Here is a 14492-nt window from a genome sequence, read left to right as displayed (position 1 = left end):
GCAAGTCCGGGGCAGCGATTTACTCGTTGTAGATGTCCAGCGTGCCGACATACTTTTTCTGGATGGCATCGAACGTACCGTCGGCATGCACGGCGGCGATGCCCTTATTGATCAGGGCGATCAATTCGGTGTCGTTCTTGCGCAGCCCCATGGCGATATCCAGAGGCAGTGTCGGGTCCTTGATCGCTGGGCCGCTTTTGAAGTTTGCCCCCTCAGGCTTTGACAGGAAGTTCAGTTCCGCTTCCAGCTTGTCGGTCAGGGTGGCGTCCAGGCGTCCGTTGACCAGATCCGCATAGTTCTGATCCTGAGCCTGGTAGGCCTTTACCTGGGCTCCCAGTTTCTCCAGCTTGGCGCGGGCATAGGCTTCCTGCAGGGAGCCCTGGAGCACGCCGATCCTCTTGTCCTTGAATGATTGCGGGGTGTCACCCAGGCTTGAATCCTTGGGCACCACCACTGACGTCGGGCTCAGGTACAGGCGATCAGAGAAATCGATCTGTTTCTGCCGGGCCGGGGTCACTGCCATGGACGACATGATGGCGTCGAACTTGCGGGCACGCAGTGCCGGGATCATGCCGTCGAATTCATTGCGTACCCACACGCATTTGACTTCAAGCCTGGCGCAAATGGCATTGCCCAGATCTATATCGAAACCCTGCAGGCTGCCGTCGGCAGCCACGGATTCGAAGGGCGGGTATTCGGGGAACACCCCAAAGCGGATCTCTTTCCACTCCTGGGCCTGGACCGAACCGATACACAATGGCAAAGCCAGCACGCTGAATAGTTTTCGCAACAAAGTCATAGGAAAGTCCCTGTGTTTTTATTTGTTTAAGTTCAAGGGCAGTAAAAAGTCGCGGTGTTATCGTTCTTGTTTGGGTGCAATAGCCAGTGATCAGAAGCTGATATCGGGCACTCTTATGGGTGTTGTTTTATCTAACCCCGTCTGCCCGGAACGCCTTGGGCAGACGAGGAAAGCGCAAAGACTGCGGTTTCGTTTTCAAGGGCATGTGACTGCCTGCGCGCCTTACCTACGCGGTTTTCTTCAAGGCTGGCGTGGCTGGTTGGCGCAGCAACGCGAACAGATCCTTGGGGTTGGCCAGATCGGGAACCAGTGCAATGTCGCTGCCGATTGCAAGCTCCAGTGCCACGTCGAGCACATAGCGCAACGCCGAGTAGTCCTCGATGGCAAAGCCTACCGAGTCAAACAGGGTGACCTGCCCGGCATCCTCCCGACCAGGGACCTGACCGTTGACGACCTGCCAGAACTCGGTCACGGGCGAGTCCGCCGGCATCTGCTGAATTTCGCCTTCGATGCGACTTTGCGGCTCGTACTCGACGATCACCCGGGCACGTTCGACGATGTCGCGGTGCAGTTCAGTTTTACCGGGGCAGTCGCCACCCACCGCATTGAGGTGCATGCCGGGTTCGATCATGTCCGGGGTCAGGATGGTCGCGCAGGTTTTGTCGGCAGTGACGGTGGTAACAATGTCAGCGCCGCGCACCGCATCAGCCACGCTGGTGGCAACAACGAGCTTCAGGTCCGGGTAAGCGGACAGGTTTTGCACCAGCTTTTCGGTAGCCGCCGAGTCGATGTCGAACAGGCGGATTTCGTTGATATTGAGCAGGGTATGGAATGCCAGGGCCTGAAACTCACTCTGCGAACCATTGCCAATCAACGCCATGCTGCTTGCGTCATCACGTGCCAGGTAGCGGGCCACGAGCGCCGACGTCGCGGCTGTACGGATCGCGGTAGTGAGGGTCATTTCACTCAACAGCACCGGCTTGCCGGTATCCACATCGCCCAAGGCACCGAATGCCATCACCGTGAGCATTCCGGCCTGGGTATTCTTGGGGTGACCGTTGACGTATTTGAAGGCATACAGCGAGGCATCGGAAGCCGGCATCAGCTCAATCACGCCGTCTGCAGAGTGATTGGCCAGGCGTGCGCACTTTTCGAAATCATCCCAGCGCAGATAGTCCTGGCGAATGTATTCGGCCATTTCGCTGAGGCAGGTGGCCAAGCCTTTGCGTATTACCAGTTGGCTCAAATCATGGACGTCGATGTAACGGGTCATGGGAAATCCTTGTTGTTGTAAAGGGCTCATTCGTGAACGGGTACAAGCCTGTGCCTGCCGTCAGCCATGGCGTTATTTTCAGGTGGATGCCGGGGTAATCCCGGCTGAACATTGCGTGGTCATCAGCCGAAACGGCTGAAAGAGTGCCTTGTACAGCGCAATCGGCTGCTGCCTGGAGATGTGTGCCGGGCTCCATTTATCTGGCTTTGGCGATCTTTGGATTGGAGTTGCCCCAGACCGTATACAGGTCTGCCAGCAAGGCCCCGTTGATGCTCTCGAGTTCTGCCTGGGTGATCTCGTCCTTGCCCTGTTTGCCGTAGAGCACGACTTCATCATCTGCCTTGACGCCCTCGATCCCTGTCACATCGACCATCAGCGTGTTCATGGTGATCTTCCCTACGACCGGTGCCCTTTGCCCATTGATAAGCACGGAGGTCTTGTTGGAAAACGCACGTCGATAGCCGTCCGAATACCCCACTGGAATGTTGGCGATCAGGGAGTCCCGGGTCAGGGTATAGGTGCGGTCGTAGCTGATGGTGTTACCCGCCGGATACGCCTGGACGGCAGCTACCCTGGATTTGAACTGCATGACCCGCTCGAACTCTTCATGCCCGCCAACCGGGTAACCGTAGAGGGCTGCGCCCGGGCGGACCATGTCGAGCCAGCCTTCAGGTACTTGCAAGGTGGTGAACGTGTTGGCGCAATGCAGGAGCAGCTTGCTGCGATCCAGTTTGGCCTCGTTGATCAGCCAGGCAGATTGATCCTTGAACACGCTTAGCCCCTTGAGCACGTCTTCGCGCTCTTCCACAGGGAAGTGGGTCATGATGCCGACCAGGTTCAGGTGCGGTAATCGGGTGATCTCTACTGCCTGGGCCTTGCCCTGCGGGGTGCTCATTTCAATGCCGTTACGGCTCATTCCGGAAGAGTTAAGCGCCAGGTGAACCCTGATTTTTTTGCCGGTGCTGGCGGCCAGCAAGTCTATTTTGCGGGCCACTTGAAGGTTTCCAACCAGCTCATCCATATCGTAGGGAAGGGCGTACTCAATCTCTGGCAGCGTGGCGGTCCGCAGGCGCATCAGCCGTCCCTTGAAGCCTTCGGCGCGTGCTATGCGAGCTTCTTCGTTGCTGGTGACACCAATGCAGCCAACCCCCATTTTGATTGCCGACGGGATCAGCAGTGCAATACCGCTGCCGTAGGCATCCGCTTTCATCACGGCGCACAGCTGAGTTTTTCCGGCCAGTTGCTGTTGCAGGCGGGCGATGTTGTTTTCGAAGGCTTGCCGGTCGATTTCCAGCCAGCTATTGCTCGGTTGCGGTTGCTCATATCCGGGTGCGGCCGGGGTGACGACACTCAGCAAGGGTGCAGCCAGGGCGCACTGGCTCATGCCGGCCAGAATCAACGCCAGACTCAACGATTTCAACGTGAAAACAGGCATATCCGTTCATCCTTCTGTTGGGAGATTGCTGCTCGTGCAGTGCGGATAGTTTTCGGCATCCAGCCCGGAAAAATATGTGCTTCGAGGCGGGTTTGACGGCAGGTTTTGGTCTTGTGCGTGACTGCACAAAGCGGATTTCAACGGTGAGTTGAAAGCAAGCGCCCCCACGGCTGAGGGCGCAGTACTTTTATCCGGCGTGAGGTCAATGCCGCGGGGAAAGATGAATGCCCGCAATCATGCAGCGGACCGAGCCGCCCGCCATTTCAACAGTCGGTACTTTCAACGGCACCAACCGGGCGGAGCGCTCGATGAGCGTGCGTTGCGCCGGTGTCAGACAGTCGTAAGCCCGTTGCGACAGGGCCAGTACCCGACCGTCTTTACCCGACAGCTCAATGGCGTTGCCGGCGAACTCCTGGACTTGAAGGCTGCTGATCTCAATCACCTCTTTACCCGACTCGCTCAGGCGGGCCCGCACTTCCATGGCTCTTGCGCTGTCCGTGAAGGTGTCGAAGCCGACCAGCGCAAACTCGGTTGCCACGCACATCAGCACATTGGTGTGATAGATCGGGTTGCCGTCAGCCCCTACGGTATCGAAGACCATGGGTTCGAAGTTGAAGTGGGTACTGAAGCGCTCCAGTGCGATCGGATTTGCACGGTTTGAACGGGCGGTGTAGGCCACTCGGGAGAGGTGATCAAACACCATCGCACCGGTACCTTCCAGATAAAGACCGTCGGCCTCGAGGCCCGAATAATCAATGACATCCTGAACCCGGTAATCACGCTTGAGCATTTCAATTACATCGATTCGGCGCTCGCGCCGCCGGTTCTGCGAGTACATGGAGTAGATCGCGACATGACCGCCTGGATGGGTGGAAAACCAATTATTGGGGAAGACCGAGTCCGGGGTGTTTTTGTCGCCGGTATCATCAAACAGGTGTACGCGGATCCCGTGGGTCTCCAGGGTGGCGGCGGCCTGGGTCACCTCGTCGTAAGCGGATTGCGCAATGACTTGTGCGGTATGTTTTTCGGCGCTGCTCTGGAAGGAGTTGTCTGCGGCAGTTTCCGGGTTGGGCGTAAAGGCGTGTGGTCGAATCATGACCACCGAGGAAGGCGCCTGGATTGATCGTGCTGGGAATGACATTTTTATTAGGACCAGTCAGTGAAGTTGTATTCAGTTACGCCACTTGGCGTATACGACGTTTGGCACGGCTGTTATTGGCGATGGTTCAGTAACCCTGACTTCGCAGTGGTTGTTGATACGCGCCGACTTATCAAACACTTGTAACTTTGTAAGTTTCTGCCAACTGCAACGGCCCGTTGCCCTATGCAATGAGCAACGCCAGTTTCATGGACTAAATCAGGCCGGCTGGGGACATCAATATAGTGAGCCATATGCTCGCCACCTCGGTCGTGCGCTCGCCTTAATAGCCTTTGGCATCAGTGGAGCTAATGGATGCGGTTATGTTTGCCGCGACACATTCTCGGTTAAGGCTTGGCCAGAAAGAAGCTAGCATCTTGCTAATTTGAGAGCCTGGCTGAACAATATGCTATCCGTCCGTAGCAATATGTTCATCGAGAGATACCACCATGGATAGCATCGACCGGGAGTTGATCTCCCTGCTGCGTGACAACGCGCGAACCCCCATCATGACCATCGCCAAGAAGTTGAAGGTGGCTCGTGCAACCGTGCAGAACCGTATCTCGAAGCTTGAAGAGCAGGGTGTGATCCTGGGCTACACCGTGAGGCTGCAATCAGATGCACACGATCAAGGCATCAGGGCCTTTACCAGCATAGGTATCAGGGGGCACCACGCAGCGGAAGTAAAACGTGTGCTGCGCGGCCATCCCAGCGTGGTTGCCATACACACCACCAACGGGCGTTGGGATCTGATGGCCGAGTTGCGCGCAGATACCCTTGAGGCATTTGACCGGGCCTTGAACAGTATTCGTTCCATCCCACACATTGAGAACACCGAAACCAGCATCCTGCTTTCGACCTACAAAATGGGCAGTGTTGCCGCGGTCGGGTGACCTGCCAATGAACATATTGCCAAATCTGCCTGGCAATATGTTCGATCCGCAAGGCGGACTAACCATTGTGTCGCGTTCCGATTGGCAGGTGCGAGTGTCAGAATATTCATCTGGACGCTCTACAGGGACGTACACCCGTTGACGGCTACAGCGTTAAGCAAAGGCCCGTATTCCAAAGTCTGAACCCTCTTATGCCGCAACGGGCAGCATTGACTCTGAGCGTTCTCTTGCGCGCCACCCATTGCCGCCTCTAGTGCCCGATGGATATGAAAGAAGAGATTTAACCTTTTGTGTGCCAAACACCGAAGGCCAATTCTCAATGAAGAAAATAATAAGAGGTGGGTATGGATGAACAGTGTAATTCAAGCGCCGGCGCGTCAGCCGACGGCGCTAATGTCAAGTTGCAGCGGCACTTGGACAATCGGCATATTCAACTTATCTCTATTAGCGGAGCCATAGGCACCGGACTCTTTATGGGCTCGGGTAAAGTGATTGCGCTGTCCGGCACCTCTATTGTTTTGGTCTATGCAATTATCGGGGTCTTTGTATTTTTCATCATGCGTGCGATGGGTGAAATGCTGCTGGCCAATTCAAAGTTCCATTCATTTGCAGACTTTGTACATGCCTATCTGGGCCCGCAGGCAGGGTTTGTGCTGAGCTGGTCGTACTGGCTGAGCTGGTGCGTGGCGGCTGTCGGGGACGTGGTGGTGGTGGCCGGGTTCTTCCAGTACTGGTACCCGGACGCGCCGGTCTGGCTACCGGCACTGGTCACCCTGTTTGTGCTGCTGGGGCTCAATATGCTCGCGGTGAAAGTGTTTGGCGAAGTGGAGTTCTGGTTTGGGCTGATTAAAATCATCGCGATCGTGTTGCTGATCATCACGGCCCTGGTAATGGTTGCCAGCGGCTACACATCCCCCAATGGTGTTACGGCGTCTTTTAGCCATCTCGTGGATAAAGGCGTGATGATGCCTCATGGCCTGACCGGTTTTTTTGCAGGCTTCCAGTTAGCCATATTTTCCTTCGTCGGGACCGAGCTAATCGGGACTACGGCGGCAGAAGCCAAAAATCCAGAGCGTGTATTGCCCAAGGCGATCAACACCATCCCGGTTCGAATTCTGTTGTTTTACATCACCGCGTTGATTTGCATCATCAGCGTCGTCTCCTGGGCGCAAGTTCCCGACAATCGCAGCCCGTTTGTAGAACTGTTTGTTCTGGCCGGATTACCGGCCGCGGCCGGTATTATCAACTTCGTTGTTCTGACCTCTGCGGCGTCCTCTGCCAACAGTGGTATCTACTCCGGAGGGCGGATGCTGTTCGGTCTTTCGCAACAACGCCAGGCCCCGCAAAGCTTGAGTAAACTGACCCGCAGCGGTGCCCCGGTCAGTGCACTGCTGTTTTCCGGCTGCTGCATGCTGGCGGCACTGTTATTGCTGTTCATCATTCCCGAAGTGATGACGGTGTTCATCCTGTTATCGACCGTTTCGGCGGTCATGATAATTATTACCTGGTCGCTGATTTTGTTGTCCTATCTGGCCTATCGCAAGCAGCACCCGGAACTTCACAAACAGTCGAAATTCAAGTTGCCTGGCGGGCAAGTCACGGCGATTGCCAGCCAGCTATTTTTGTTGTTCGTTTTGGGGCTGCTCACACTTGAGCCGGCTACCCGGTCCGCGGTGTACGTGATGCCGTTCTGGTACCTGGGGCTGTATGTGGTTTACCGTCGCAAAACAAGCAGTGCAAGTCGGCTGGTTAAAACAAGTACCGGCTTTTCCAGTTAAACGCTTTGTTTGAATGGCGCTGTATGTAACGTCCATGTTCAGGCTTTACCCTGATCCCCCCCGCCGGCCCGCAGTGAACAAGCGGGCGGGCAGGGGGCATCTCACAACGCTGCAGTGGCGCCAGGCAAGGCTGCCAAAAAGATCACTTCGCCACCGCCAACATCAGCAACTTGCGAATCTCCCCGGTAATCGCACTTTTGGTGCCTTGCTCCAATATCCCCACCCGGCGTACCGCCAGGTCGCCCGGCAACGGCAGCACCCGCAGGCAAGGGTCTTTGTCCCAGTCAAAGTTCTTCAGCAACGGCACGATTGCCACACCGACTTGCTGGCGTACCAGGTCAGCGATGCCAATGATCGAGTTGAGTTCCAGAATCTCCAACGGCTCGATCGATTCGCTCTTGATGATCGACTGCACTTTGCGGCCCACTGCCGTAGACCTGTCGTAGCGAATGAACGGCTGGGTTCTGAGCAGTTCCACGGCGTCGTTGATACCGGCGGTTTGTGTGGCGTTGGCAAGCATGACGATGGGTTCGTTGTAGAGCAGGGTCCAGCTCAAGCCATCGAAATTTTGCCGTGCAGTCTCGATCAGCAAGGCGGCGTCGAGCTTGGCGGCATGCACCAGGTTGACCACTTCATCGGAGCGGGCGGTCATCAGGTTGACCGATATCCTGGGGTGCAGCTTTTTAAGTTGCACCAGGCAATTGGCGAGCAGGCCCATGCCGGAGGTGATGCCGCCAATGGACACTTCGCCTTCCATGGCCACGCCGTCGGGGGCTTCGGCGATCATTTGCTCGTAGTCCTCCAGCAAGCGCTTGGCTTTGGGCAGCAGCAACACGCCATCGCGGCTCAACTTGATCTGTCTCTGGCTGCGGTCGAACAACGGCCGGCGCATCTCTTCTTCGAGGGCACGCATTTGCTGGCCAACGGCGGCGTTGGTGAGTGCCACACGGTCGGCGGCGGCAGCAAAGCTGCCGTACTCGGCGACGGCGATAAACGTCTTGAAAAAACGCATGTTGCTCATGGGCAGACCTGTAGCGAGGGCAGGGTGTGATAGTAAAGATAATGTTTACTATTGATAAAGTTAAATTAGTTTTTCTTTTTATAGCCGCCGAACAATACTCAAGTCCGAACTGATTCGGCGAACTTTCCCCATGAGCAATCTTGATAACAACACCCCTGAAGCGGCCTTGCGAGCTGCCAAAAACATCTATCACCTCGGTGCGACCACGGTTTACTCGCACCAGCAGGACAGCCGTTTTGCCTACACCCTGTTTGTGCCAGAGGCCATCGAAGACAGTAGCCGGCCAGTTGACCTGGTGGTCTCGCTGCACGGCTCTACCCGTTCGATGGAGATTTATCGCAATGGCTTCGCGGAATTTGGCCGCTGGAACGATTGCGTTATTTTGTCTCCGCTGTTCCCTGTCGGCGTACTGGGTGACGATAACGGGGACGGTTACAAGCAAATGGTCGAAGGCGATATTCGCTACGACAAGGTCCTGCTCGACATGATCGCAAGCGTCGGCAAACGCTACGGTCGCCGCTTTGATACCTTCGCGCTGTTCGGCTATTCCGGCGGCGGGCAATTCACCCATCGTTTCTGCTATCTGCACCCCGAAAAGCTCTGGGCAGCATCCATCGGTGCGCCGGGTTCTGTCACCTTGCTGGATGCCGATCAGAACTGGTGGGTCGGGGTGCGGGACTTCTCCGCGCGCTTCGGTAAACCGCTGAACCTGCAAGCCTTGCAGCAACTGCCGGTGCACATGGTGGTGGGTGATGCCGATCTCGAAACCTGGGAAATCACCCACCGTGAAGGCGGCAAGCACTACATGGCCGGCGCCAACGCCGCCGGACGCACACGCCCGGAACGCCTGGCAGCCTTGAAGGCAAGTTTTGAAGCCGCTGGCGTGCAGGTGCACTTCGACCTGCTCCCCAATGTGGCGCACCAGGGCATCAAGGCCATGCCGGCTGCTCAGGATTTTTTCGCCAGGGTCTTGCGCCATAAACGCAGCCTTGGCTGATACAACGCTGGTAGCTGCACTCAGAACAGACCGTATAACAATAACCAAGGATTCACTCATTCTGATGCCGGTCCTGCCTTGGCTCTCGCCACCGACCGGAATATTTCTTCAAGGAGTCTTTCTCCCGTGAACAGTTACGTAAAGACGGCGCTGGCCGTCGCAATGTCGGCGTGCACAGTGTCGATGGCAGTCGCGCAAGACAAGGTCATCAGAGTTGGCCTCAATGGTGACATCCGCAGCACCGACCCGGGCGTCAACCGCGACGACAATACCGACGCGGTGATGATGCATATCGTCGAAGGGCTGGTGGCGTATCGCGAAGACACCAGCATCGCGCCACTGCTTGCCAGTGCGGTCGACATATCGCCGGACGGCCTGCGCTACACCTTTACCCTGCGTGACGGGGTGCGCTTTCAAAATGGTCAGTCATTGACGGCCAGGGATGTGCAATGGACCTGGCAACGTTACCTGGACCCCAAGACCCAGTGGCGCTGTCTGGCGGAGTTCGATGGCCGCGGGGCGGCGAAAATTGTCGATGTGACCACTCCCGACCCGAAAACCGTGGTGTTCCAGCTAGACCAGGCCAACGGCTTGTTTCTGGCTGCAATGGCCCGACCGGATTGCGCCGGCAGCGGCATAGTGCACCCGGACTCCCTGGCCGCCGATGGCAGTTGGCGCGCACCGATTGGCACCGGGCCGTTCAGCCTGGGCAAATGGCAGAAAGGCCAGTACGTCGAGCTGGATCGCTTCAAGGACTACACCCCGCGTGCCGAGGCCGAGGCGGACGGTTACACCGGCAACAAGCAGGCGTTTATCGACAAGGTGCGGTTCGAGGTGATCCCCGATTCGGCGTCGGCCAAGGCCGCGTTACTGTCAGGTGGCGTGGACCTGCTGCCGGACGTGACGGCAATGGATGCTGCACAGCTCAAGCAGGTCAAGAACCTGCAGATACAGGTCAGCCCGATCATGACCATCAGCGGCCTGCTGTTCCAGACCACTGACCCGCTGCTCAAGGACGTGCGTATTCGTCGTGCGGTGGCGCTGTCCCTGGATTACGCGCAGATGGTTGCGGCGTTGTCCGATGGCTTGTCGGTGGTCAACAACTCGGTGATTCCTACTGCCAGTCCCTATTACGACGCCACCGCCCACCAGGGCTACACCTACAACCTCGACGAGGCCCGACGCCTGTTGAAAGAGGCGGGTTATAGCGGCGAAAAAATTCGCATGCTGGTCAACAAACGCTACCCGCAGATGTTCGATATGGGCTTGCTCAGCCAGGCCATGGCCCAGGCGGCGGGGCTGAATATCGAGATGGAGACGCTGGAGTGGGGCACGCAACTGGAGCGCTACCAGACCGGCAGTTACCAGATGATGTCGTTTTCATATTCGGGGCGCTTTGATGCGGCGCAAAGCTATGAGTCTGTCATCGGCGACAAGCAAAAGGAGCCGCGCAAAGTCTGGGATAACCCCCAGGCCCTGGCGATATTGCGCGACGCCCAGCGTGAGGTAGACCCCGCCAAACGCCAGCCACTGTTCGACAAGCTGCACACCCTGATGCTCACGGATGTGCCGATGGTGGTCATCTACAACGGTACAGCCATCGGCGCCATGGGCCAGCGCGTTGAAGGTTACCGCTCCTGGCCCGTTGCCAAGCCGCGCCTGTGGGGCGTGAAGCTGGCCGACACTTCCAAGTAAGGCGTACAGCTATGTTTCGATTCATATTGCACAGGCTCGGCATGGCGGTGCCGACCCTGCTGCTGATCTCGGTGATTGTATTTGCCTTGATCCGCCTGATACCTGGCGACCCGGCGTTGCTGATGCTCGGTGACATGGCCGACCCGCAAAGCCTGGCCGACATGCGCAGCAGCCTGGGGCTGGATCACTCGGTGGTGAGCCAGTACCTGATCTGGATCAAGTCGGTGCTCAGTGGCGACCTGGGGGTGTCCATCAGCAGTCGCCAGCCAGTACTGGAGTTGCTAGTCGAACGCTTCAGCGTCAGCGCCACGGTGGTGCTGGTTTCAGTGTTACTGGCGACCCTGCTCGCAGTGCCGGTGGGCCTGCTCGCGGCCTGGAAGCAAAACAGCGCGATGGACCTGGGCCTGGTGGCAACGGCGACCTTGCTGTTGTCGGTGCCCAGTTTCTGGCTGGGATTGTTGCTGCTGTATGTCTTCGGCATTCAGTTGGGCTGGTTGCCGGTGATTGGCTACGTCGGCTTCGCCAGCGACCCGCTGAAGGCCGTGACCTATGTGGTGCTGCCGATCATCACCCTGACCCTGGTGGAGTTCGGCGCCATTGCGCGGATGGCCCGGGCCAGCACCATTGAAGTGCTCCGCCTGGAGTACATCGCCCATGCACGGGCCAAGGGTTTGTCCGAGAGTGCGGTGTTGTGGAGGCACGCCTTGCGCAACGCATTTGCGCCGACCTGGACGCTGATCGGTCTGATCCTCGGCAATTTGCTCGGCGGCATTGCGGTACTGGAGACCGTGTTCACCTTGCCGGGTATCGGGCGGCTGATGGTGGATGCGATCTTCTCCCGCGACTACCCGGTGCTGCAGGGCTGCCTGCTGCTGATCACCTGCATCTACGTGTTGGTCAACCTGTTGGTGGATCTGCTGTATCCGTTGTTTGATCCAAGGGTGAAGCTATGAACCTCAAGACTCTTTCCTTGCCGGCCGGGCCGGCTTGTCAGCCCCGGCGGCCCTGGCGTTACCCGCCACTCAATGCATTGATTGGCGGCACCTTGCTCGCGGCACTGATTTCGCTGGCGCTGCTGGGCGTGGTGTGGACCCCGTACGACCCGCTGAAGCTGGATCTGTTGTCGCGCCTGCAGCCGCCGAGCGCAGCGCATTGGCTGGGCACCGACGAATTCGGCCGTGATGTGTTCAGCCGCTTGATCATTGGTGCGCGTACCAGCCTGTGGATCAGCTTGCTGTCGGTCGCTGTAGCGGTGATCTGCGGCACGCTGATCGGCATGCTCGCCGGTTACCTGCGGGGTTGGACCGACCGGGTACTGATGATGCTCAACGATGCGTTGCTGGCGTTCCCCGGGATTCTCATGGCCCTGGGCATCATGGCGATCATCGGTGCCAGCCAGTACGGCATCGTGCTTGCGCTGGGCATCGCCTACACCCCGTCTGTGGTGCGGGTGGTGCGTGGCAGCGTGCTGTCGTTGCGCGAACTGGAGTTTATCGAGGCGTCGCGGGTGATTGGCAACTCGGAGCTGTACACCATGTTCCGGCACATCACCCCCAACTGTCTGGCGCCGTTGTGTGTGCTGGCCACCAGCATGTTCGGCTGGGCCTTGCTCTCGGAGAGTGCGCTGAGCTTCCTGGGCCTCGGGGTGCCACCCCCCGCGGCCACCTGGGGCAGCATGCTGTCGGCAAGCCGTACCTATATATCCAATGCGCCGTGGCTGGGGATCTTCCCGGGCATCTTTATCAGCCTGACGTTGTTGGCTATCAATCTGTTCGGCGATGCCTTGCGTGATCGTCTCGACCCGCGCATGAGGACATGAGCATGAGCGCTCCAGTTACGTTACTGGCTGTTGAAAATCTACAGATTCGGGTCGGTGCAGACGGTCCGCTGGCTGTCGATGACTTCAGTTTCAATATGGCCCCCGGCGAGATCGTTGCGCTGGTGGGCGAGTCGGGCAGCGGCAAGACCATGGCCGCCCGCGCTGTCATTGGCTTGCTGCCCACGCCGATGCAGGTGTGCGGCGGTCGCATCACCTTTCAAGGCGAACCGCTCAATACCGCTGATACCAAGGGCATGCGCGAGGTGCGGGGGGCGCGGATCGGCATGGTATTCCAGGAGCCGATGGTGTCGCTCAACCCGGCCCTGACGATTGGTCGGCAGATGAGTGAGGCGCTCAAGCTGCACACCACTCTGGACGCCGCAACGATCCGCGAGCGTTGTATCGCAATGCTGCAGCGCATTGGCATCAAGGACGCCGAGAAATGCCTGGCGTCCTACCCGCACCAGTTCTCCGGCGGCATGCGCCAACGCATCATGCTCGCCTCGGTGATGTTGCTGCGCCCGGCACTGCTGATCGCCGACGAGCCGACCACAGCGCTCGATTGCCTGGCACAGCTGGACGTGATCGAGTTGATGCTGGAACTGACCCGCGAGCAGGGCACCGCGATCCTGTTTATCAGCCACGACCTGTCTCTGGTGGCGCGTTATGCCCACAAGGTCGTGGTGATGCGCTCGGGCAAGGCCGTGGAGCAGGGCCGTATCGAAGATATCCTGTTGGCGCCAAAGGCCGAATACACCCGCCAGCTGCTCGAAGCACTGCCACGCCGCGGCGAACTGGTGCCACTGCCGGCCTGCGACAACGCGTTGTTGCAGGTTAAGGATGTGTGTATCGAACATCCCGGCCCCCGCAGTTTCTGGGGGCGCAGCGTGCCAAAGCGCGTCGTGCATTCGGTGAACCTGAGCATCGCCCCGGGAGAGACCCTGGCCCTGGTCGGTGGCAGCGGTTCGGGCAAAACCACCCTGGGACGTGCGGTGGTCGGGCTGGTCACGCCATGCGCCGGGGCGATCGTGTTTCAAGGGGTGGACATCCTCAAGGCCGCCAACCGTGCGCACCGCCTGCAATGCCAGATGATTTTCCAGGACCCGTATTCATCCCTGGACCCGCGCATGACCGTCGGCCAGATCATCGCCGAACCGTTGCGCCACGAACCGGGGCTGACGCCTGAGCAAAAACGTCAGCGGGTTACCGACACGCTGCTGGACGTGGGCTTGCCCGAGCAGTTTCGCGAGCGCTTTGCCCATCAACTCTCCGGCGGTCAACGCCAGCGCGTGGCAATTGGCCGGGCGCTGGTCAGGCGGCCCAAGCTGGTGATCGCCGACGAGCCGATTTCGGCGCTGGACATGACCATCCAGAAGCAGATCCTCGAACTGTTCGAGCGCTTGCAACGCCAGTACGGGTTTGCCTGCCTGTTTATTTCCCACGACCTCTCGGCGGTGGAGCGCATCGCCCATCGTGTGGCGGTGATGAACCAGGGCGAGGTGGTTGAAATTGGCTCGCGCGACAGTATTTTCGACACCCCGCAACACCCCTATACCCGTCGGCTACTCGCGGCGGCCAGCCCCTTGGAGAAACGTGCGGATGGCAGTTACCGGCTCCGTGCCAGCGTGATTTAGCGACTGCTGC

Annotated in this window: 12 protein-coding genes; 7 read left to right on the top strand and 5 right to left on the bottom strand. The window is 58.4% G+C overall.

The window, feature by feature from the left end; all coding sequences use genetic code 11:
- Positions 1 to 19: 19 nt before the first annotated feature.
- From ACP7BO_RS10790 to ctlX, 4 genes are all read right to left on the bottom strand, one after another.
- The gene (locus tag ACP7BO_RS10790; protein WP_426210221.1) at positions 20 to 799 is read right to left on the bottom strand and encodes an ABC transporter substrate-binding protein; all 780 of its coding nucleotides are present in this window, start codon (positions 797 to 799) and stop codon (positions 20 to 22) included.
- A gap of 226 nt (positions 800 to 1025) precedes the next feature.
- Complete coding sequence (locus ACP7BO_RS10785) at positions 1026 to 2072, bottom strand: ornithine cyclodeaminase (RefSeq protein ID WP_426210219.1); 1047 nt, start codon at positions 2070 to 2072, stop codon at positions 1026 to 1028.
- A gap of 196 nt (positions 2073 to 2268) precedes the next feature.
- Positions 2269 to 3507, bottom strand: coding sequence for an alanine racemase (alr, locus tag ACP7BO_RS10780; protein ID WP_426210217.1), 1239 nt, complete (start codon positions 3505 to 3507; stop codon positions 2269 to 2271).
- 202 nt (positions 3508 to 3709) lie between these two features.
- Positions 3710 to 4603, bottom strand: coding sequence for a citrulline utilization hydrolase CtlX (gene ctlX, locus ACP7BO_RS10775; RefSeq protein WP_426210215.1), 894 nt, complete (start codon positions 4601 to 4603; stop codon positions 3710 to 3712).
- A 491-nt stretch (positions 4604 to 5094) separates the two neighbouring features.
- Here ctlX and ACP7BO_RS10770 point away from each other — a divergent pair, with 491 nt between their 5' ends.
- Together ACP7BO_RS10770 and ACP7BO_RS10765 are read left to right on the top strand one after the other, a co-directional pair.
- Positions 5095 to 5538, top strand: a complete 444-nt coding sequence (locus tag ACP7BO_RS10770) for an Lrp/AsnC family transcriptional regulator (RefSeq protein WP_426210213.1) — start codon at positions 5095 to 5097, stop codon at positions 5536 to 5538.
- Between the two features lie 344 nt (positions 5539 to 5882).
- Positions 5883 to 7316 (top strand): amino acid permease, encoded by a 1434-nt coding sequence (locus ACP7BO_RS10765; RefSeq protein ID WP_426210211.1) that lies wholly within the window; start codon positions 5883 to 5885, stop codon positions 7314 to 7316.
- 142 nt (positions 7317 to 7458) lie between these two features.
- On the opposite strand, the gene ACP7BO_RS10760 is transcribed toward ACP7BO_RS10765, so the two are convergent.
- A complete protein-coding gene (locus ACP7BO_RS10760) occupies positions 7459 to 8337 on the bottom strand; it encodes a LysR family transcriptional regulator (protein ID WP_397456701.1) in 879 nt (292 codons plus the stop codon).
- 130 nt (positions 8338 to 8467) lie between these two features.
- Between ACP7BO_RS10760 and ACP7BO_RS10755 the strand changes: the two genes are divergently transcribed.
- The 5 genes from ACP7BO_RS10755 to ACP7BO_RS10735 all read left to right on the top strand — a co-directional run bounded on the left by ACP7BO_RS10755 (position 8468) and on the right by ACP7BO_RS10735 (position 14482).
- Positions 8468 to 9334 carry an alpha/beta hydrolase gene (locus ACP7BO_RS10755; protein WP_397456702.1) on the top strand — a complete coding sequence of 289 codons (867 nt, stop codon included), beginning with the start codon at positions 8468 to 8470 and terminating at the stop codon, positions 9332 to 9334.
- Between the two features lie 126 nt (positions 9335 to 9460).
- The gene (locus tag ACP7BO_RS10750) at positions 9461 to 11029 is read left to right on the top strand and encodes an ABC transporter substrate-binding protein (protein WP_426210209.1); all 1569 of its coding nucleotides are present in this window, start codon (positions 9461 to 9463) and stop codon (positions 11027 to 11029) included.
- 11 nt (positions 11030 to 11040) lie between these two features.
- Positions 11041 to 11982, top strand: coding sequence for an ABC transporter permease (locus ACP7BO_RS10745; RefSeq protein ID WP_060692326.1), 942 nt, complete (start codon positions 11041 to 11043; stop codon positions 11980 to 11982).
- Positions 11979 to 12848 (top strand): ABC transporter permease, encoded by an 870-nt coding sequence (locus ACP7BO_RS10740; RefSeq protein WP_426210206.1) that lies wholly within the window; start codon positions 11979 to 11981, stop codon positions 12846 to 12848. The genes ACP7BO_RS10745 and ACP7BO_RS10740 overlap by 4 nt, the downstream gene beginning before the upstream one ends.
- A gap of 2 nt (positions 12849 to 12850) precedes the next feature.
- Positions 12851 to 14482, top strand: a complete 1632-nt coding sequence (locus tag ACP7BO_RS10735; RefSeq protein ID WP_426210204.1) for an ABC transporter ATP-binding protein — start codon at positions 12851 to 12853, stop codon at positions 14480 to 14482.
- Positions 14483 to 14492: the final 10 nt, after the last annotated feature.

Origin of the sequence: Pseudomonas sp. TWR2-1-1, assembly GCF_049897045.1 — a bacterium.
In the GTDB taxonomy this organism is placed as follows: domain Bacteria; phylum Pseudomonadota; class Gammaproteobacteria; order Pseudomonadales; family Pseudomonadaceae; genus Aquipseudomonas; species Aquipseudomonas versuta.
The sequence above is the reverse complement of the archived record's forward strand: the minus strand, read 5'-3'. Positions and strand labels throughout refer to the sequence as shown.

Bases quoted from the DNA above. Each gene is read 5' to 3' on its own strand.
- ACP7BO_RS10790 (WP_426210221.1), bottom strand. From the start codon at position 799: ATGACTTTGTTGCGAAAACTATTCAGCGTGCTGGCTTTGCCATTGTGT.
- ACP7BO_RS10785 (WP_426210219.1), bottom strand. From the start codon at position 2,072: ATGACCCGTTACATCGACGTCCATGATTTGAGCCAACTGGTAATACGC.
- alr (WP_426210217.1), bottom strand. From the start codon at position 3,507: ATGCCTGTTTTCACGTTGAAATCGTTGAGTCTGGCGTTGATTCTGGCC.
- ctlX (WP_426210215.1), bottom strand. From the start codon at position 4,603: ATGATTCGACCACACGCCTTTACGCCCAACCCGGAAACTGCCGCAGAC.
- ACP7BO_RS10770 (WP_426210213.1), top strand. From the start codon at position 5,095: ATGGATAGCATCGACCGGGAGTTGATCTCCCTGCTGCGTGACAACGCG.
- ACP7BO_RS10765 (WP_426210211.1), top strand. From the start codon at position 5,883: ATGGATGAACAGTGTAATTCAAGCGCCGGCGCGTCAGCCGACGGCGCT.
- ACP7BO_RS10760 (WP_397456701.1), bottom strand. From the start codon at position 8,337: ATGAGCAACATGCGTTTTTTCAAGACGTTTATCGCCGTCGCCGAGTAC.
- ACP7BO_RS10755 (WP_397456702.1), top strand. From the start codon at position 8,468: ATGAGCAATCTTGATAACAACACCCCTGAAGCGGCCTTGCGAGCTGCC.
- ACP7BO_RS10745 (WP_060692326.1), top strand. From the start codon at position 11,041: ATGTTTCGATTCATATTGCACAGGCTCGGCATGGCGGTGCCGACCCTG.
- ACP7BO_RS10740 (WP_426210206.1), top strand. From the start codon at position 11,979: ATGAACCTCAAGACTCTTTCCTTGCCGGCCGGGCCGGCTTGTCAGCCC.
- ACP7BO_RS10735 (WP_426210204.1), top strand. From the start codon at position 12,851: ATGAGCGCTCCAGTTACGTTACTGGCTGTTGAAAATCTACAGATTCGG.